General features: G+C 52.3%; 16 protein-coding genes. 7 read left to right on the plus strand and 9 right to left on the minus strand.

Translation table 11 applies throughout. The features are described from left to right. Positions 1-25: 25 nt before the first annotated feature. From OGX98_RS24125 to OGX98_RS19910, 4 genes are read left to right on the plus strand one after another with little or no spacing between them, the layout of a single operon-like run. Entirely contained in the window at positions 26-958 is a 933-nt protein-coding gene (locus OGX98_RS24125) for an ABC transporter substrate-binding protein (RefSeq protein ID WP_045443043.1), read from the plus strand. 10 nt (positions 959-968) lie between these two features. Then, positions 969-1,478: a GNAT family N-acetyltransferase gene (locus tag OGX98_RS19900; protein ID WP_045443040.1), complete on the plus strand. Its 510-nt coding sequence runs from the start codon at positions 969-971 to the stop codon at positions 1,476-1,478. A 9-nt stretch (positions 1,479-1,487) separates the two neighbouring features. Next, entirely contained in the window at positions 1,488-2,414 is a 927-nt protein-coding gene (locus OGX98_RS19905) for an amino acid ABC transporter permease (protein ID WP_225760936.1), read from the plus strand. Beyond that, complete coding sequence (locus OGX98_RS19910) at positions 2,398-3,174, plus strand: amino acid ABC transporter ATP-binding protein (protein WP_200010830.1); 777 nt, start codon at positions 2,398-2,400, stop codon at positions 3,172-3,174. Before OGX98_RS19905 ends, OGX98_RS19910 begins: the two co-directional genes overlap by 17 nt. Positions 3,175-3,239: 65 nt before the next feature. Here the strand turns inward: OGX98_RS19910 and OGX98_RS19915 are convergent, their stop codons facing one another. Then, positions 3,240-4,550, minus strand: a complete 1,311-nt coding sequence (locus OGX98_RS19915; RefSeq protein WP_045443032.1) for an MFS transporter — start codon at positions 4,548-4,550, stop codon at positions 3,240-3,242. A gap of 74 nt (positions 4,551-4,624) precedes the next feature. Next, positions 4,625-5,821: an L-talarate/galactarate dehydratase gene (locus tag OGX98_RS19920; protein WP_045443029.1), complete on the minus strand. Its 1,197-nt coding sequence runs from the start codon at positions 5,819-5,821 to the stop codon at positions 4,625-4,627. A 388-nt stretch (positions 5,822-6,209) separates the two neighbouring features. Between OGX98_RS19920 and OGX98_RS19925 the strand changes: the two genes are divergently transcribed. Together OGX98_RS19925 and pptA are read left to right on the plus strand one after the other, a co-directional pair. Continuing rightward, complete coding sequence (locus tag OGX98_RS19925; RefSeq protein ID WP_045443026.1) at positions 6,210-7,145, plus strand: LacI family DNA-binding transcriptional regulator; 936 nt, start codon at positions 6,210-6,212, stop codon at positions 7,143-7,145. A 36-nt stretch (positions 7,146-7,181) separates the two neighbouring features. Then, on the plus strand, positions 7,182-7,409 hold the full coding sequence (pptA, locus tag OGX98_RS19930) for a tautomerase PptA (RefSeq protein WP_284096821.1): 228 nt from the start codon (positions 7,182-7,184) through the stop codon (positions 7,407-7,409). Positions 7,410-7,448: 39 nt separating this feature from the next. Here pptA and OGX98_RS19935 read toward each other — a convergent pair whose 3' ends face one another. Together OGX98_RS19935 and OGX98_RS19940 are read right to left on the minus strand one after the other, a co-directional pair. Then, positions 7,449-9,425 carry an alkyl/aryl-sulfatase gene (locus OGX98_RS19935; RefSeq protein WP_045443020.1) on the minus strand — a complete coding sequence of 659 codons (1,977 nt, stop codon included), beginning with the start codon at positions 9,423-9,425 and terminating at the stop codon, positions 7,449-7,451. A 203-nt stretch (positions 9,426-9,628) separates the two neighbouring features. Continuing rightward, positions 9,629-10,201, minus strand: coding sequence for a flavin reductase family protein (locus OGX98_RS19940; RefSeq protein ID WP_200010810.1), 573 nt, complete (start codon positions 10,199-10,201; stop codon positions 9,629-9,631). Between the two features lie 146 nt (positions 10,202-10,347). Here OGX98_RS19940 and nhoA point away from each other — a divergent pair, with 146 nt between their 5' ends. After that, positions 10,348-11,193 carry an N-hydroxyarylamine O-acetyltransferase gene (gene nhoA, locus OGX98_RS19945; protein ID WP_045443015.1) on the plus strand — a complete coding sequence of 282 codons (846 nt, stop codon included), beginning with the start codon at positions 10,348-10,350 and terminating at the stop codon, positions 11,191-11,193. A 58-nt stretch (positions 11,194-11,251) separates the two neighbouring features. Here nhoA and OGX98_RS19950 read toward each other — a convergent pair whose 3' ends face one another. From OGX98_RS19950 to OGX98_RS19970, 5 genes are all read right to left on the minus strand, one after another. After that, positions 11,252-12,145, minus strand: coding sequence for a PhzF family isomerase (locus OGX98_RS19950; protein WP_286595826.1), 894 nt, complete (start codon positions 12,143-12,145; stop codon positions 11,252-11,254). A gap of 99 nt (positions 12,146-12,244) precedes the next feature. Beyond that, positions 12,245-12,925 carry a respiratory nitrate reductase subunit gamma gene (narI, locus tag OGX98_RS19955; protein ID WP_045443008.1) on the minus strand — a complete coding sequence of 227 codons (681 nt, stop codon included), beginning with the start codon at positions 12,923-12,925 and terminating at the stop codon, positions 12,245-12,247. Further along, positions 12,922-13,617 carry a nitrate reductase molybdenum cofactor assembly chaperone gene (gene narW / locus OGX98_RS19960; RefSeq protein ID WP_225760930.1) on the minus strand — a complete coding sequence of 232 codons (696 nt, stop codon included), beginning with the start codon at positions 13,615-13,617 and terminating at the stop codon, positions 12,922-12,924. Before narW ends, narI begins: the two co-directional genes overlap by 4 nt. Next, the gene (gene narH / locus OGX98_RS19965) at positions 13,617-15,161 is read right to left on the minus strand and encodes a nitrate reductase subunit beta (RefSeq protein ID WP_286595827.1); all 1,545 of its coding nucleotides are present in this window, start codon (positions 15,159-15,161) and stop codon (positions 13,617-13,619) included. The genes narW and narH overlap by 1 nt, the downstream gene beginning before the upstream one ends. After that, the gene (locus OGX98_RS19970; RefSeq protein WP_286595828.1) at positions 15,158-18,898 is read right to left on the minus strand and encodes a nitrate reductase subunit alpha; all 3,741 of its coding nucleotides are present in this window, start codon (positions 18,896-18,898) and stop codon (positions 15,158-15,160) included. The genes narH and OGX98_RS19970 overlap by 4 nt, the downstream gene beginning before the upstream one ends. Between the last annotated feature and the right edge of the window lie 37 nt (positions 18,899-18,935).

The raw sequence follows: 18,935 nt of genomic DNA on the forward strand, positions 1-18,935 counted from the left end.
CTCACACAATAAGAGAAAAAACGCTATGCAGAAAAAATCATTACTTCTCGCGCTGTCACTGGCTTTCAGCGCCTCAGTCTGGGCAAATGACGTCACGATTAATGGTACTGGCGTCAGCCTGGAAGCCAATAAAACCCCTATCAATACGGCGAAAAACCCGCAGGCGATCGCGCAATTACCCGCCAACCTGCGCCTCGCTGTACCGGGCAAATTCACCGTGGCGATTGCCGGGCTGAGTCAGCCGCCGCTGACCGTTTTTGCGGATGACAATAAAACGCTAATCGGCAGTGAAGCCGATATTGCCCGCCTGGTTGCCGACAGTCTGGGACTGGAGTTGAACGTCGTGCCGACGTCGTGGGAAGACTGGCCGCTGGGCGTGACATCCGGCAAATATGATGCCGCAATCAGCAATATTACCGTGACCAAGGCGCGCAAAGAGAAGTTTGATTTTGCTACCTATCGCAAAGATTCCCTCGGTTTTTATGTCAAAACCGGCAGCCAGCTGACAAAAATTGAGAAAGCAGAAGATATTGCAGGTCTGCGCATTATTGTCGGTTCCGGCACAAATCAGGAAGCCATTTTGTTGGCGTGGAACGAAGAAAACCTGAAGAACGGATTAAAGCCGTTTACTCCGGTGTATACCAAAGATGATGCCGCCCAGACGCTGGCCCTGCAGTCAGGCCGTGCTGATGCCTATTTTGGTCCTAACGTCATCGGTGCCTGGAAAGCCGCTCTCAACGGTAAAACGCAACTGGTCGGCAGCGTGGATGGAGGATGGCCGAAGGCGGCGCATATCGCGGTAACGCTGAAAAAAGACAGCGGTTTAGTGCAGCCGGTACAAACCGCGCTTAACGGTGTGATTGGCAATGGTGACTATGACAAAGTGCTGAACCGCTGGGGAGAAGGGGTTGAACGTATCCCGCAATCCGAAATTAATCCGGCGGGTTTAGGCGATTAAGGAGACCTGTATGAGCGATGAATTCCGCGTGGTGTCGCCAGAAGCTGCGGAGCTGCAGCCGATCCTTAACGGTCTGTTTGGCGAATATGCCTCACGCTATGGTGACTATTTTTCCCGTGATGCCGAAGTGGAGTTAACCGAATGGTATCTGGCACCGCAGGGGATTTTTGTGGTGCTGGAACGCGACGGCGAAATTATCGCTACCGGCGCTTACAAACCCTACAACGCTGATACCGCAGAGATTAAGCGCATATGGACCAAAAGTACCCTGCGTAAGCAAGGGCTTGCGGGCCGAGTTGTGCAGGAGCTGGAACGCAGGGCATTGCTCGCGGGCTACAGCCGCATCTACCTGACGACGGGGTTTCGCCAGCCGGAAGCCGTTCAGCTCTATTTACGCCAGGGCTACGATCCGCAATTCGATATTGCGCGCGATCCTGAAGAGTACAGTCAACCGCCATTCGATGGACGACTGCGCTTTACCAAACTGTTGACCATCGCAGGTCAGGCAAAAATAGCCTGAGGAGAGAAAATGAAAACGACTGAAACCATCAAAGTCGTACCCGCGCGTTATCCGCTGCGCACCGCTGGCGCGATAGTGGCCCTGTTTGTGCTGGCGGTGATTATCCAGTCGGTGGCGTTTAATCCCCGTTGGGAATGGAGCGTATTTGCCCGCTGGTTTTTTGATCCGGTCATTTTGTCCGGCCTTGGGCAAACGTTATTGCTAACGCTTATCGGCACGTTGTTGAGCATTTTTTTTGGTGGTTTGCTGGCACTGGCCAGACTTTCATCGTCCTGGCTATTGAACGGACTGGCATGGGGATATATCTGGTTGTTCCGATCGTTGCCGCTGATCGTGGTGCTGATTATCCTGTACAACTTCTCTTATCTGTACGACACGCTGACGATTGGGATTCCCTTCACCGCTGTTCAGTGGGGCAGTTTTGAAACCATCAATGTACTCGGTCAGTTTTCCACTGCGGTAGTTGGCCTGACGCTGGTGCAAAGTGCCTATACCGCCGAAATTATCCGTGGCGGTTTTCTCGGGGTTGATCACGGTCAGTATGAAGCTGCCGCCGCACTGGGACTTCCAGCCTGGCGTCGGACACTGCGTATCATCCTGCCACAGGCATTGCGAACCATTTTACCCTCAGGATTCAATGAAATTATCAGTCTGGCAAAGGGGACTGCGATGGTTTATGTGCTGGCGATGCCGGAGCTGTTTTATACCATCCAGATGATCTACAACCGCACGCAGGAAGTGATCCCGCTGCTGATGGTCGGGGCCGTGTGGTATCTGGTCATTACCAGCGTCCTGTCGCTCATTCAACATCTGGTCGAGCGCGCACTGGCACGCAGCGAGCGACGTTCAGCAATAAATACCACTCGCGCGAGCCGTGCGGTTAAACGTAGTCGTCAAATCCCGTCGCAGGAGGCTGTCCATGTCCCACTCGCCTGATGGTCATATTTCAATTACCAGCGTCAGTAAATACTTCGGGCGCCATAAAGCGCTGGATAATGTTTCTCTTGAGATCCTTCCAGGTACGGTAACGGTTATTCTCGGACCTTCAGGGTCGGGAAAATCAACGCTATTGCGGGCAATTAACCATCTCGAACGCGTCGACGAGGGATTTATTCAGATTGATGGCGACTATATTGGCTACCGCCGACAGGGCGACAGGTTATATGAACTGAAAGAGGCGGAGATCCTGCGCCAGCGCGTCAACGTTGGCTATGTCTTCCAGAACTTTAATTTGTTCCCACACTTAACCGTGCTGGAAAACCTGATTGAAGCGCCGATTGCGCACGGGCTGGCGTCGCGTAAAGCCGCCACTGAGAGGGCATTGACATTACTGGATGCGGTTGGGCTGCGTCATAAAGCCGATGCCTGGTCTCGGCACTTGTCTGGTGGGCAGCAGCAACGTATCGCTATTGCCCGCGCGCTGGCGTTAAATCCACGTGTAATGCTGTTTGACGAACCAACCTCTGCGCTTGATCCTGAGCTGGTAGGCGAAGTGCTTGATGTGATTAAAGCACTGGCGCAATCGGGAACCACACTGGTCGTTGTGACCCACGAAATTGGTTTTGCCCGGGAAGTGGCGGATCAGGTCGTGTTTATGGTCGATGGCAAAATCGTGGAGCAAGGGAGCAGCGAGCAGGTACTGAACCATCCTCGTCATACGCGAACACAGCAGTTCTTGTCGAAGGTGTTATCGTAAAAAAACGCTGTTCCGCAGGAGTGCAAATCCCGGAACAGCGGGCGAAATATCGCCATACGGTTAAATTAAGCGGCAGATGGTGCCAACGTTATGCGATCCAACGGCCCTACGATAAACAGATAAGAAATCAGGCCAATCAGTCCCATTGAACCAACGTACAGAATGGCGTAATCAAATGACTGGGTATTAGACAGAATAATGCCGATAACCAGCGGGGTAATAATACTGGCCATATTGCCACACATATTGAACACACCTCCGGCAATGCCCAGCACCTCTTTTGGCGAGGTATCGCTGAGTACGCACCAGCCAAGATTGCCAAAGCCTTTGGCGAAAAAGGCCAGACTCATTGCAGCGATAACCACAAATTCTGAAGATGTATAGTTGGCGATAACGATGACGCAGGAGAGTAACATGCCGCAGATGACCGGCAACTTACGGGCGACAGTCAGACTGTAGCCGCGTTTCAAGAGCCAGTCAGAGAAGACCCCGCCCAGCAATCCACCAATGAATCCGGCAATCGCAGGGATACTGGCGATAAATCCCACTTTGAGGATCGACATCCCTTTAGCCTGATACAGATAGGTCGGGAACCAGGTCAGGAAAAACCAGGTTATCGAGGTGACACAGAATTGACCAATATAAACGCCAATCATCATCCGGTTGACACAGACGCTTTTAATTTGCGCCAGGGTGATTTTTTGCGGTTCCTTTTTATTTCCCAACGATGGTTCGCCACCGCCAGCACGAATATAATCAATTTCCTGTTGGTTCACTTTAGGATGGTGCATAGGGTCTTTGACTTTAACCAACCAGAATATGCCAAGAATAACGCCAATCGCCCCGATGTAATAAAAGACAAAATGCCAGCTCAGATTATGTAAAATAATGGTCATCAGCGGCGTAATAATACCTAGCGAAATATATTGTGCGGCCTGGTAGACCGATGTGACAAAACCTCGCTCGCTATTGGGAAACCACTGCACGCTTAAACGACTGTTGGCCGGGAATGCAGGCGCTTCGATGGCTCCCATCATCAGACGCAGGATAATCAGTACAACAAGCGGACTTGCATAGAGATAGATAGTGCCCTGAAACATGGTCACCACTGACCAGCCGATCAATGCGCATCCATACACCAGGCGGGAACCGTAACGGTCCAGTAACCAACCGCCGGGTAATTGCATAATAACGTAAGAAATACCAAAGGCTGAGAAGGCCAGCCCCATGGCTTCGGGATCAAACCCGAGTTCCTTACTCATAATTGGCGCGACGACGGATAACGTCGCACGGTCAGCATAATTAAATACTGTGGCAAGAAATAGAAATATCAGGATGCTGTAACGCACTTTAGTGCGCTTTATTATTGTATTCATCACCCACTCCTGTCATTAGGTTTGAGAGCGTATATGTAGGGAAGAGGGCGGGTTTTTATTTCCCGCCAGATACGTTACGGGCGTTTGCCAAACTCGCAGGTTAATTGCGTCCAGCGTCGCGCCTGTTCGCTAATGCTGAAGCCCAGACCATGACGATCGGAAACCCACATACGGCCATCGCGCAGTTCAAGTTGTTCATTGAATAACGGATTCAGCCATTCGAAATGTTCCAGCCATGGCTCCAGCGGGTAGGCGGCAGACAGATGCAGGTGAACTTCCATTGCAAAGTGTGGGGCAAGCTTACGGCCATGCTTGGCGGCCAGATCCATAATTTTGAGGAAGGGTGAAATGCCGCCTACACGTGGCGCATCTGGCTGTACAAAGTCGCTGGCGTTACCGAGGATCAGCTGTTCATGCTCGCGAAAGCTGGTTAACATTTCACCGGTGGCAATAGGGGTATCAAGCGCGGCGGCAAGCTGTGCGTGACCTTCTACATCGTAGGCATCCAGCGGCTCTTCAATCCAGATCAGATTGAATTGTTCCATTTTACGACCCATGCGGATAGCCGTTTCGCGATCCCACTGTTGATTCGCGTCCACCATCAGCGGGAATTCATCGCCCAGTGCTTCACGCACTGCGGTTAAACGGCGAATATCCTCGGCACAGTTAGGTTGTCCGACTTTCAGCTTGATACCGCCAATACCGTTTTCACGAGAGATAACGACGTTTTTGAGCACCTGATCCAGCGGTGTATGCAGGAATCCACCAGAGGTGTTGTAACACTGGACGGAGTCGCGGTGTGCGCCCAACAGTTTTGCCAGCGGCAGGCCTGCGCGTTTGGCTTTCATATCCCACAGAGCAATATCGATAGGGGAGATGGCCTGTACCGCCATTCCACTACGACCTACGGAAGCGCCTGCCCACAGTAACTTGGTGTAGATCTTGTCAATATCGTTTGGATCTTCTCCCAGCAGGTTATCGGCAATTTCTTTCGCGTGGGCATAAATCCCCTGGCCACCCGCACGCTTGGAATAGCTGAATCCTACGCCCTCGAAACCATCACGACTGCGGATCTCCGCGATGATAATCGCCACTTCAGTTAACGGTTTCTGGCGACCCGTAAGCACTTTTGCATCGCTGACTGGCGTTGCCAGCGGAAGAAATGCCAGAGATAGCTTAACCCACTCAATACGATCGCCGGTTTCAGCAGCGGTTTTAGTATTCACCGTTTTGGCATAGGTTACGGCGTCGGAATTAGCACTTAAAGACATATTATTCTCTCCTGTTGATGAATAAATGATTGCGCTAACATTTTTAATGGTGGCGCAATCATTAAGCCAGCGAATTGCTTTTGATTTGAACAATCGATCACAAACCAAGAGATAAAAGGCCGTGCTATTGTAAGTAATGTCACATTCCAATACTTTGTGTGAAAATGCACAAATACAAATGATTGCGTTAACATTATCAAGTGATAAAGCTATGCTAAGCCGCTGTTTTCTCAGCGTAAAAAAGAAGGCCGCTGGCATTGGTTGATTTCATGATGAATAATGCACAACTTAATCGGCGATTTTTACAAGGGCATCGACAGTGAAAAACTCCAGACCTTCGCGCGCACCCACGCTGGAAGATGTTGCCCGTACCGCTGGGTTGTCTCCTATGACGGTGAGTCGGGCACTGAATACCCCGCAACTGGTACGGCCGAAAACGGTAGAAAAAGTGATGCTTGCCGTGCGCGCTACGGGCTATATTCCTAACGCTCTGGCAGGGGGGCTGGCGTCACGTCGAAGTAAACTTATTGCTGTGGTGGTGCCGCAAATAAACAACAACATGTTTGTTGATACTATCCAGTCGTTGAGTGATGAACTGGCTGAGCGTGGTTATCACATATTGTTGTGTGTGGCCGGATACACGCAGCAAACCGAAGCCGAACTGGTGGCTGCACTGTTATCACGTCGGCCTGATGGCATCGTACTCACCGGGATCCACCATACTGCTGAGCTGAAAAAAGTGATCCTGAATGCTGCCATTCCGGTGGTGGAAATCTGGGATTTAACGCCAACGCCTGTCGACATGCTGGTGGGGTTCTCTCACGAAAAAGTGGGGCAGGCAGTGGCGGAATACATCATTAAGAAAGGCTATCGTCGTCCTGGTTTACTGTGGACGGCCGATCGTCGGGCGGGTCAGCGTAAACAAGGGTTGTGCGATGTTCTGAGCCGACATGAGATTTCCTCTGTCCCACAAGTGGATGTCCCGCTTCCGGCCTCTTTGTCCCTTGGTCGTAGTGGCCTGACCCAGCTTTTTACCGAGGGTGAGTTTGACGTCATTGTCTGTAGTTCAGACACTCTCGCACAGGGGGCTATCATGGAGGCAGAAAGCCGTGGTTTGAGGGTCCCGCAAGATTTAGCGGTGATTGGTTTTGGCGATCTCGATTTTGCCGCCAGCAATCGGCCCTCGATTACCACAGTCAGCGTAGACCGACGCGCTATCGGACAACGTGCCGCCTCGCTGCTTGCCGACCGTATTGAAAATATTGCGCGTGATGACGATATTATTGATGTTGGCTTCCATCTGGTAGAACGAGAGTCCGCATAAGATACCTGCCCGAATACAGACAATAAGGAACCTGCTATGCCGCACGTGGATATTAAATGTTTTCCCCGCGACCTGAATGACGAACAAAAATCCGCGCTGGCTGCGGATATAACCGAGGTCATCATTCGCCATCTGCAAAGTAAAGAGAGCTCGGTGAGCGTGGCGCTCACCGAAATTGAGCCGGATGCATGGCAAATTGTGTGGGATGAGCAAATTGCGCCCCAGATGGCGACGCTGATAAAAAAACCGGGCTACAGTATGTGAGATTAAACGGGCGGGAAGGCCGCCCGTTTAATATTATATTTACGGTGTGACAATATTGAACCAAAATTCGAATTTATCCATATAGCCAAGCATAGCCTCGAGTTTGGCACTGTCGCCGGTTATCTTCACATCACCGCTTTCTTCAGCCTGCTTCAGGGTTATGTCCTTGAGGATGATTTTGTTCAACGTATCGCGGCTAAGAGTGATAGTCGTGTCAGCCTCTTTCGCTTCAGCATTGGCGGTATGATTCAGAACGCCATTTTCCAGCTCCAGCTTGTATTTTCCTCCGTCGTTACCGAGGTCTATGTTGAATACGGATTTCGCATCACCGGCTTTCTGTCCATTAATATGTACCGCCAGGTAGTCGAAAAACATTTCTGGCGTCATCGCCCGTACGGTATCCGGGCTGGCGGTATTTGGGGTTGGTCCTTTAACCACGCCGTTACGTAACTCTTGCGCACCAGTGAGATAGAAGTTACGCCACGGGCCGGACTCTGCCTGATATCCTAATTGTTCCAGCGCGTCAGCTTCCAGATTGCGGGCCGCCTGATTGTTCGGATCGGCAAACACCACTTTGCTCACGACCTGTGCCACCCAACGATAGTTACCCTGGTCATAGTCGGTTTTTGCTTTCTGCAGTATGGCATCCGCACCGCCCATATAATCGACGTACTTTTTCGCGGCGTCTTCCGGCGGCAGTTCATCCAGCGTCGCCGGGTTACCGTCAAACCAGCCGAGATAAAGCACATAGGTAGCTTTCACATCATGGCTGACAGAACCGTAGTAACCGCGGTTAGCCCATGTATGCGCCAGTGAATCAGGCAGCTTGAAGTTAGCGGCTATTTCGTCGCGGGTCAGGCCTTCGTTCGCCATACGTAGCGTCTGGTCATTGATGTATCGATACAGGTCACGCTGGCTCTTGAGCAGCTTCACCACGTTGTCATTACCCCAGGTTGGCCAGTGGTGTTGGGCCATCAGGATTTCCGCTTTGTCTCCCCAGCGAACGATGGCTTCATTGATGTATTTAGACCAGGGCAGTGGTTCACGTATTTTTGCGCCACGCAAAGAGTAGGTATTGTGCAGGGTATGTGTGACATCCTCTGCCGATTCAATAAGTTTTTTCTCTTCGATAAACCATAACATTTCTGATGGAGCTTCTGAGCCTGGCGCCAGCATAAAGTCATAGGTTAAACCGTCTATAACCTCTTTTTGCCCGTCTTTCTCAATGATATTGGTTGGTGCAATCAGGGTGACTGTACCCGCAGATGTTGTGGTACCCAGCCCGGCACCAACCTGGCCTTTGGTATCAGGTTTCAACAGGTTGCCATACATATAGCTGGCTCGACGGCTCATTACGTTCCCGGCCATTATATTTTCGGCAACTGCGGCTTCCATAAAGCCCGAAGGCGCATAGATCTTCACTTTTCCTGATTTTACATCCGCTTCGTCGACCACACCGCGTACGCCACCGTAGTGATCTACATGACTGTGAGTATAAATGACGGCGACGACGGGCTTATTACCGCGATTTTTAAAATAAAGATCCATACCGACTTTAGCTGTTTCAGCTGAGACCAGTGGATCGACAACGGTTATGCCTTCTTTACCTTCGATAATCGTCATGTTTGAAAGATCGAGGTTACGGATCTGATACACACCCTCGGTTACTTCAAACAAGCCACTGATGTTGATTAACTGAGCCTGCCGCCACAGGCTGGGATTCACTGAGTCCGGGGCTTTATCACCTTCTTTAATAAACGTGTACTGCTGCGGATCCCAGATCACGTTGCCTTGTTCGCCTTTAATCATTTCCTGGGGGATAGGGGCGATAAAGCCTTTATGGGCATCGGTAAAGTCAGTGTTATCGTCAAAAGGAAGTTGGTTGTAGAGCGCATTGTTAGCTTGTTGCGTGGATGCAGTAGCGTCTTTTGGTGCTTCTGCGGCCATAAGAGGAACAGAGAAAGATGTTAATAACCCAGCAAGAATAAAACATTTCGCGATTCTATTAAGTTGCATCGTAAAACCTCTCTGATACTTCACGAAGTACAGTGTTAAGGGGGATGCTGCTTTTACGGATAGTGTTTTGAATAGATATTTGGGTTAGTGCAAGATTAACTATAACTGGCGTTAATGAATCGGCAAGGAAGGGGGGGATTATTAGGCTTTAGATTAAATAAGACCAGGATGGCAGTCGTTCACTGCCATCGGTAAATGCACTATTACTCGCCTGCAGTGATACGTTTCCCACTAATAATAAACGTGCCTGCACCCAGATGATGCAGGGTATTGAGTTTGTCATCATCAAACTGCCAGCGACCGTCGATGAATACGCGCTCGTCCGCTGCGGCTGAAACCACTTCGCCAAACAAGGTGTCGTATTTCTCCTGTGCAGATGTGGCTGGCAGCAGGCGACACTCCATCCAGGCCAGACATTTTGTCTCTATCACCGGTAAGCCAAGCACTGGACCATTTATCACCGGGATACCGTAGCAGTTGAATTTATCTTCCTCACGACCGGACACGCTTCCCACGGCGTAGGTCCAGTTGGTTGCCGCAACGCCCGGGATAACAATGCCAAACATGCCGCTGCGTTCAATGAGTTCGCGCGACCAGGCAGTCTTATCCACCACAATGGCTATGCGTGGTGGCTCAAACTCAACGGGCATTGACCATGCTGCTGCCATCACATTACGGCGTTCTGTCGTCGAGTCCCGACTGGTAATCAAAATGGTTGGGCCGTGATTCAACAGCCGACTGGCATGATGCAATTCAACTGGATGAAAATGACTCATGGCGACTCCTCTGAAAGATAAAAACAGCGTCATAATTAACGGTATTAGCGATTTTGTCATCCCACAACAAGACCCAGCGCACAAAATCGCCGGCGTAAAATTAAAAATGCGTTATAAGTACAACATTGAACAAACAGGAACGCTATATGACGCCTTTTTTAAAAGCCTATTTTTCCCGTATTGGCTGGTCAGGTACGCCAGCAGTCGACATTAACACTTTGAAGAGACTGCATTTACTGCACAACGCCGCTATTCCGTTTGAAAATCTGGATGTGTTGCTACCGCGAGAGATACAGCTCGACGATCTGGCTCTGGAAGAGAAGCTGGTGAACGCTCGTCGTGGCGGGTATTGCTTTGAACAAAACGGAGTACTTGAGCGAGCACTGCGGGAGACAGGTTTTACGGTGCGCAGTTTACTCGGACGTGTGGTGCTGGCGAATCCATCAACCCTGCCGCCACGTACTCATCGCCTGCTACTGGTTGAGTTGCAGGGAGAGCAGTGGATTGCCGACGTAGGATTTGGCGGACAAACGCTGACGGCGCCTATTCGGTTGCAGGCTAACCTGGAACAGCAGACACCGCACGGTGAGTATCGCCTGATTCAGGAGGGGGAGGACTGGATCCTGCAGTTCCGACACCATGAACACTGGCAATCAATGTACCACTTTGATCTCGTCATGCAGCACCAGAGCGATTATGTGATGGGCAATTTTTGGTCAGCACACTGGCCACAATCGCATTTTCGTCATCATCTGCTGATGTGCCGCCATCTGCCGGACGGGGGTAAGCTGACGTTAACCAATTTTCACTTTACCCATTACCAGGACGGTCATGCGGTCGAGCAGATGAATGTACCCGATGTCGCCAGCCTGTATATGCTATTGCAGGAACGCTTTGATCTGGGTGTTGACGATGCAAAACACGGATTTACTGAGGCAGAACTGGCCACGGTGATGGCTGCGTTTGATACCCATCCGGAGGCAGGAAAATAGCGCGAAGCGGAATATAGCCGGATGACAGGGTAACACCTTATCCGGCTTATCTGTTTCGTCAGAGATTAATCGCCCATTCGGCATGAAACAGGATCACCGCAGCACCAGAGATAGTCACTTTTTCTGGTTGGTTATCGCGGATGGTCACCGCAATATCGACGATGCCGTCGCGTCCCAGCGCGCGACCCTGATGCCCCTGGACGCGCAATAATTTTCCGTCATGCGCCATCAGATTATGGTGAACCAGCCATGCTCCCATCGGACCGTTGGCATTGCCCGTCACTGGATCTTCCACAATACCGATCGCGGGTGAAAACATGCGACCATCAGTTTCGTATTTCCCAGGACGGATCTGGAACGGGAAGAAACCGTTGCAGCCAATTTGCTGGCTGAGTGCTGTTAATGCCGACAGGTTCGGGGACAAGGCATCGATATCGACCTCTGGCTTCAGTGCGATCATTACTTTTGAATGACCAGTGGAGGCCACCTGAACAGGTACCCCTGGCAGCATATCGCTTTCAGTCAGGTGCAGGGCGCTGATGATTGCCGCACGCGTTTCGCCTTCCAACGGAGGCTCGAAAACCGGCGCACCCTGTTCCAGAGTGATACGGTGATCGCCGCCTTCAGCGTGAATTTCAACCCGATGACGACCGGCCAGAGAAGTCTGCCAGACGGTGGTATCTCCCAGACCGAGCACTTTCGCCCGCACATAGTGAGCCGCGACGGTGGCGTGTCCGCAGATGGGTACTTCGATTGTGGGGGTAAAGTAGCGAATCCGGACATCACTGTCATCGCTGGAGAGCATGAATGCCGTTTCTGAATGACGCAACTCCCGCGCGATCAGCTGCATCTGCGTATCGCTCAGGCCATCAGCATGCAATACAACCCCCGCTGAATTGCCGCGAAAAGGTTCAGAGGTAAAGGCATCGACGTGATAAATCTGTGGTTTCATTGATGTTCTCCCTGGGATGGAGAAGCATCATAGCGTGCAAAAATTCGTATGGCTAACGTATGCCCGGTTAGTGCAAGCACCACCGGGCATCGCAGAGCATTAGCGGCGAGAACGAACGATCTGATAGCGACGGGTAAAATATTCAACCGGCGCGCTCCACACATGGACCAGACGGGTGAACGGGAACAGCAGGAAGATGGTCATGCCTAATACCAGATGTACACGGAAGATCAATGCGACACCATCCAGATGCGCAGACGCGCCCCCCTGGAAGGTCACCACTGACTGTGCCCAGCCTACCAGTTTCAGCATTTCACTGCCGTCAGGATGTTGAGCGGAGAACGGTATAGTGGTCAGGCCGAGAATACACTGAATCAGCAATACGCACAGGATCAGAATATCGGCTGTGGATGAGGTGGCGCGAATTCGCGAGTTTGTCAGACGACGAACCAGCAAACCAGCTCCACCAACCAGCGTCAGCACACCACAGAGGCCCCCTGCAATCATTGCCATTTGCTGTTTGACTGCAACAGGCAGGAACCAGGCGTACATCCAGTGCGGGGTTAGCATGCCGAACAGATGACCGAAGAAGATCCCCAGAATGCCGATATGGAACAGGTTCGACCAAAGCACCATGCCGCGCTTATCGAGCATCTGGCTGGAGGAGGCGCGCCATGTATATTGCCCGTAGTCGTAGCGTAGCCAACTGCCAAGGATAAACACCGTGCCGCACAGATACGGGTAGATGTCGTAAAAAAAGACGTTCAGATACTGTATCATTTCGGGCCTCCCGCACTGACGTCGACATACTGGGGGGCGACGTCCTGGCTAAAGCGTCGTTGATAGTTTTGTAACGGTGAACTGTCACAGGCAGTGGCGTTATCCTCAATGAACTTCACCTGTTCTTCTTCCCAGACCGCATCCAGCGCCTGACGGGTATCATCCCGGGATTCCGCACCCACCTGCTTGGTGACACTGTCACTTGAAAGCGGACTTCCTGCTAAAGTCAGCAGGGCGTCAAACAGCTGATACCATGGTGCCTCTCGCTGCTTCAGGCGACCGCCAAGCAACGCCAGGATTGGCGCCACATTCTGTAATCCCTCTCTGGCTTCGGCTTCAGGCAAAACGCTTAAATACTCCAGATACAATGGCAGGTGATCCGGCAGTTCCCGACAGTCGAGTTGTAGCCCCACCTTTTCGTACTGAGCCAGCAGGTCAACCATCGCCTGGCCGCGATCGCGAGATTCAGCATGCACATGTTCAAACAGCAAAAGCGAGGTGGCGCGGCCCCGGTCAAACACCTCGCACCATTCAGCTTGTTTATCGAGTAACGGAGCGTTTAGCAGTTCCGTTGTAAACCTGGTAAGCACTGGCGCATCGCTGGCGATCAGTTGTAGAGCATCGTCTTTGCATTCCCATAGCAATTCGTCCGGATACTCCATCAGCAGTCCGATAATCTTAAGGATTTGCATTATTCACCCTCCGCTTTATCGCGCACTTCGGTGATATCGATAGCATCAATGCGGCTGCTGTTGAACAGGTTGAATTTGGTGTCGGAACCGTGACAGCCGTCGCCAAAGGTAAAGCCGCAGCCGTTTTTCTCCGGGAAGGCATCGCGAGCCATTTCACGGTGGCTGGTTGGGATCACGAAGCGGTCTTCATAGTTAGCAATGGCCAGATAGCGATACATCTCTTCGACCTGCTCAACGCTTAAACCCACTTCTTCAATAGCGCGGGTATCCGTTACGCCTTCTACTGTTTGCGAACGCATATAGTGACGCATTGCCATCATACGTTTCAGCGCGCGCAGTACCGGGCCGGTATCTCCGGCGCTGAGCATATTGGCAAGGTACTGCACCGGAATACGCAGCGACTCGACGGCCGGCAGAATATTGCCATTGTGCGGCAGGCCACCGGCGTCTGCGACTGACTGAATCGGTGACAACGGCGGCACATACCAGACCATCGGCAGGGTGCGGTATTCAGGGTGCAGCGGCAGTGCCAGCTTCCAGTCCATCGCCATTTTGTAGACCGGTGACCGCTGGGCCGCCTCGATGACGTTGTGTGGGATCCCCTGTTTCAGTGCTTCCTCAATTACCGCCGGATTGTTAGGGTTGAGGAACACATCGCACTGGCGTTCATAGAGATCGGTCTCATGTTCAGTGCTGGCCGCCTCTTCAATACGGTCTGCGTCGTACAGCAGCACGCCGAGATAGCGAATACGTCCGACGCAGGTTTCCGAACATACCGTTGGCTGACCGGATTCAATACGCGGGTAGCAGAAAATGCATTTTTCTGACTTGCCACTCTTCCAGTTAAAGTAGATTTTTTTGTATGGGCAGCCGCTGATACACAAGCGCCAGCCGCGACATTTATCCTGGTCGATCAACACAATGCCATCTTCTTCACGCTTGTAAATCGCGCCGCTCGGGCAGGTTGCCACGCAACTGGGGTTCAGACAGTGTTCGCACAGGCGCGGCAGATACATCATGAAGGTGTTTTCAAACTGACCGTACATTTCTTTTTGTATCGCCTTGAAGTTACGGTCACGGGCGCGTTTTTCAAATTCCCCGCCAAGCAGTTCTTCCCAGTTTGGCCCCCAGATAATTTTGTCCATTCGTTTGCCATCAATTAGCGAACGCGGGCGGGCGGTGGGCTGATTTTTGCTCTCTGGCGCGCTATGCAAATGCTGATAGTCGTAGGTGAACGGTTCGTAGTAATCATCGATTTGCGGAATGACAGGGTTGGCGAAGATTTTAGTGATGACGCCCATCTTACCGCCCAGACGCGGTCTTATCTTACCGTTAACGTCGCGAACCCAGCCGCCTTGCCACTCGTCCTGGTCTTCCCAGTTTTTCGGATAACCAATACCCGGTTTGGTTTCGACGTTGTTGAACCACGCATATTCCATACCTTCACGTCCGGTCCAGACGTTTTTACAGGTGACGGAGCAGGTGTGGCAGCCAATGCATTTATCCAGATTAAGAACCATGCCTACCTGTGAGCGTATTTTCATTTTTTCGCCTCCTGTACCTGATCGCGACCTTCATCATCCAGCCAGTTAATATTTTTCATTTTTCGAATCATGATGAACTCATCGCGGTTAGAGCCGACCGTGCCGTAATAGTTGAAGCCGTAAGCCAGTTGCGCATAGCCGCCGATCATGTGCGTGGGTTTCGGGCACACGCGGGTCACGGAGTTATGAATGCCGCCGCGCATTCCGGTAACTTCAGAGCCAGGAATATTCATGATCCGCTCCTGAGCGTGGTACATCATCGTCATCCCGGGCGGCACGCGCTGGCTAACCACCGCGCGGGCAGTCAGTGCACCGTTGGCGTTAAAGGCTTCAATCCAGTCGTTATCCTCAATACCCAGCTCTTTAGCATCGGTTTCACTGATCCAGACAATCGGACCACCGCGCGACAGCGTAAGCATCAACAGGTTTTCACTGTAGGTGGAGTGGATACCCCATTTCTGGTGTGGTGTCAGGAAGTTCAGCGCTTTTTCCGGGAAACCGTTTGGCGGAATTTCGCGCATTTCACTCACGCTGCGGGTGTCGATTGGCGGACGGTAGGCCACCAGACTCTCGCCGAAGGCGCGCATCCACGCATGGTCCTGATACAACTGCTGGCGGCCAGACAGCGTGCGCCACGGGATCAGCTCATGAACGTTGGTATAGCCGGCGTTATAAGAGACATGCTCGCTTTCAAGACCTGACCAGGTCGGGCTGGAGATAATTTTGCGCGGTTGCGCCTGAATGTCGCGAAAACGGATCTTTTCGTCTTCTTTGTTTAGCGCCAGATGCGTATGGTCACGCCCGGTCATTGCGCCCAGCGCTTGCCAGGCTTTCACCGCCACCTGACCATTCGTTTCCGGCGCAAGCGCCAGGATCACTTCGGAAGCATCCAGCGCGGTGTCAATCAGCGGGCGACCTTTTGCCGCGCCTTCACGCTTGGTGTAGTTGAGCTTGCTGAGGAAATCGACTTCCGTCTGGGTGTTCCAGGAGATACCTTTTCCGCCGTTACCCAGCTTGTCCATCAATGGCCCAAGCGATGTGAAGCGTTCGTAAGTGGCGGGGTAGTCCCGTTCCACGACGGCAATATTGGGTGCCGTTTTACCCGGAATAAGTTCGCATTCGCCTTTGCGCCAGTCCTGAATATCAAACGGTTGCGACAGTTCTGCCGGGGAGTCATGCAGCAGCGGTTGCAACACCACGTCGGTTTCCTGTCCCAGATGTCCAACACACACCTCTGAGAACACTTTGGCGATGTCCTTATAAATCTCCCAGTCGCTTTTTGATTCCCAGGCGGGATCAACCGCCGCCGACAGCGGGTGAATAAACGGATGCATATCCGAGGTGTTCATATCGTCTTTTTCATACCAGGTGGCGGTAGGCAACACGATGTCTGAAAACAGGCAGGTGCTCGACATCCGGAAATCCAGCGTCACCAACAGATCGAGCTTGCCTTCGATAGCCGCCGATTGCCACTCCACCTCTTCAGGTTTAATACCCTCGCTTGAGCCAAGCGCTTCACCCTGAATACCGCTTTCCGTACCAAGCAGATATTTGAGCATGTATTCATGCCCTTTACCTGAGGAGCCGAGCAGGTTTGAACGCCAGACGAAGAGGTTACGAGGATGGTTTTTACCGCTGTCTGGTTGCTCGCAGGCCATGCGGATATCCCCCGACTTCAGTGCCTGTGCGGTGTAATCCGCAGGTGACAAGCCTGCCTGTTCTGCCTTCGCTTTTACGGTTAACGGATTTAGGTTGAGCTGAGGCGCGGAGGGCAACCAGCCCATGCGCTCGGCGCGTACGTTGAAGTCAATCAGATGTCCGGTAAACTTCGACGCATCAGCCAGCGGGGAGAGCAGTTCCTGAGCAGTGACTTTTTCATAACGCCACTGGCTGGAGTGATTGTAGAAAAACGAGGTGCTGTTCATCTGACGCGGTGGACGGTTCCAGTCAAGCGCAAAGGCCAACGGCAGCCAACCGGTTTGCGGACGTAGCTTTTCCTGACCAACGTAGTGCGCCCAGCCACCGCCGCTTTGACCGACACAGCCACAAAACACCAGAATGTTAATCATCCCACGGTAGTTCATGTCCATGTGATACCAGTGGTTGACGCCGGCACCGAGGATAATCATCGATCGACCGTGGGTTTTGTGTGCGGTATCCGCAAACTCCCGGGCGATTTGTTCGATATGGCGGGCTGGCACACCGGTAATTTGTTCGCCCCAGGCCGGGGTATAGGCTTTGATTTCGGTGTAATCATGAGCACTGTGAGCGTCATCCAGACCGCGATCGAGGCCGTAATTTGCCAGCACCAAATCGTAAACGCTGACTACCGGACAAAGTGTGCCATCGGCAAGCGTAAGGTGTTTTACCGGCAGCTTACGCACCAGTATCGGCTCCTGCTTGACGCTACGAAAGTGTGGGTTTTCATTACCGCCAAAATAGGGGAAGGCCACCCCGGCAACTTCGTCGTGCTGACCGAGCAACGACAAGGACAGTTCGGTTTCCGTGCCTGCAGCCAGCGCCTCGAGGTTCCACTTACCTTTTTCTCCCCAGCGAAAACCGATCGAACCGTTTGGCACCACCAGTTCACCGGCGCTGTTAAAGGCAACCGTTTTCCATTCCGGGTTATTGCTTTCACCCAGTCCATCGACGAGATCGGAGGCACGCATCATCCGGCCCGGGACATAGCTACCGTCTTCACGGGCATTCAACAGTACCAGCATCGGCATATCGGTATAACGACGGCAGTAATTCAGGAAATAGTCGCTGGGTTTGTCGAGGTGGAATTCTTTCAGGATCACGTGGCCCATCGCCATCGCCAGCGCGCTGTCGGTACCTTGCTTCGGAGCCAGCCACTGGTCGCACAGCTTGGCAACTTCCGAGTAGTCCGGCGTAATAGCAATTGTCTTGGTGCCTTTGTAGCGCACTTCCGTGAAGAAGTGTGCATCTGGCGTACGGGTCTGCGGGACGTTGGAACCCCAGGCGATAATGTAGCTGGAGTTATACCAGTCGGCGGATTCCGGTACATCGGTCTGCTCTCCCCAGGTCATCGGCGATGCGGGAGGCAAATCGCAATACCAGTCGTAGAAGCTCAGACAGGTCCCGCCGATAAGCGAGAGATAGCGCGTTCCGGCTGCGTAAGAAACCATCGACATAGCCGGAATTGGCGAAAACCCAACGACCCGATCCGGGCCGTAAGTTTTCACTGTCCAGACGTTGGCGGCAGCAATAAGCTGATTTAGCTCTTTCCAGTTTGACCGGATAAACCCACCGCGTCCACGTACCTGTTTGTAGCTCTGGCACTTTTGCGGGTCGTTCATAATGGATTCCCAGGCCAGCACTGGATCCGGCTGGCGGGAGAGGGCATCGCGCCACAGTTCAATCAGGCGTTTACGCACCAGTGGGTATTTCAGACGGTTAGCGCTATAGAGATACCAGGAATAACTTGCCCCACGAGGGCAGCCTCGTGGCTCATGGTTGGGCAGATCAGGACGGGTGCGCGGATAGTCGGTCTGCTGTGTTTCCCAGGTGACCAGTCCGTTTTTTACGTAGATTTTCCAGCTGCATGAGCCGGTGCAGTTGACGCCGTGGGTTGAGCGTACGATTTTATCGAACTGCCAGCGCTGGCGATAGCTGTCTTCCCAGTCCCGGTTGCTGTGCATCACTTGTCCGTGACCATCGGCAAACGTATCGCCCTTTTGTTTAAAGTAGCGAAAGCGATCCAACAGTTTACTCATGACATTTCTCCTGCTCCGATAATTTTGCCGACAGTGA

Origin of the sequence: Citrobacter sp. Cm046, from assembly GCF_030333065.1 — a bacterium.
GTDB lineage: Bacteria > Pseudomonadota > Gammaproteobacteria > Enterobacterales > Enterobacteriaceae > Citrobacter > Citrobacter murliniae.

Coding starts and splice junctions, on each gene's coding strand:
- OGX98_RS19910 (WP_200010830.1), top strand. CDS start 2,398: ATGTCCCACTCGCCTGATGGTCATATTTCAATTACCAGCGTCAGTAAA.
- OGX98_RS19970 (WP_286595828.1), bottom strand. CDS start 18,898: ATGAGTAAACTGTTGGATCGCTTTCGCTACTTTAAACAAAAGGGCGAT.
- narI (WP_045443008.1), bottom strand. CDS start 12,925: ATGATACAGTATCTGAACGTCTTTTTTTACGACATCTACCCGTATCTG.
- narW (WP_225760930.1), bottom strand. CDS start 13,617: ATGCAAATCCTTAAGATTATCGGACTGCTGATGGAGTATCCGGACGAA.
- OGX98_RS19935 (WP_045443020.1), bottom strand. CDS start 9,425: ATGCAACTTAATAGAATCGCGAAATGTTTTATTCTTGCTGGGTTATTA.
- narH (WP_286595827.1), bottom strand. CDS start 15,161: ATGAAAATACGCTCACAGGTAGGCATGGTTCTTAATCTGGATAAATGC.
- OGX98_RS19920 (WP_045443029.1), bottom strand. CDS start 5,821: ATGTCTTTAAGTGCTAATTCCGACGCCGTAACCTATGCCAAAACGGTG.
- OGX98_RS24125 (WP_045443043.1), top strand. CDS start 26: ATGCAGAAAAAATCATTACTTCTCGCGCTGTCACTGGCTTTCAGCGCC.
- OGX98_RS19925 (WP_045443026.1), top strand. CDS start 6,210: ATGACGGTGAGTCGGGCACTGAATACCCCGCAACTGGTACGGCCGAAA.
- OGX98_RS19940 (WP_200010810.1), bottom strand. CDS start 10,201: ATGAGTCATTTTCATCCAGTTGAATTGCATCATGCCAGTCGGCTGTTG.
- OGX98_RS19950 (WP_286595826.1), bottom strand. CDS start 12,145: ATGAAACCACAGATTTATCACGTCGATGCCTTTACCTCTGAACCTTTT.
- pptA (WP_284096821.1), top strand. CDS start 7,182: ATGCCGCACGTGGATATTAAATGTTTTCCCCGCGACCTGAATGACGAA.
- OGX98_RS19905 (WP_225760936.1), top strand. CDS start 1,488: ATGAAAACGACTGAAACCATCAAAGTCGTACCCGCGCGTTATCCGCTG.
- nhoA (WP_045443015.1), top strand. CDS start 10,348: ATGACGCCTTTTTTAAAAGCCTATTTTTCCCGTATTGGCTGGTCAGGT.
- OGX98_RS19915 (WP_045443032.1), bottom strand. CDS start 4,550: ATGAATACAATAATAAAGCGCACTAAAGTGCGTTACAGCATCCTGATA.
- OGX98_RS19900 (WP_045443040.1), top strand. CDS start 969: ATGAGCGATGAATTCCGCGTGGTGTCGCCAGAAGCTGCGGAGCTGCAG.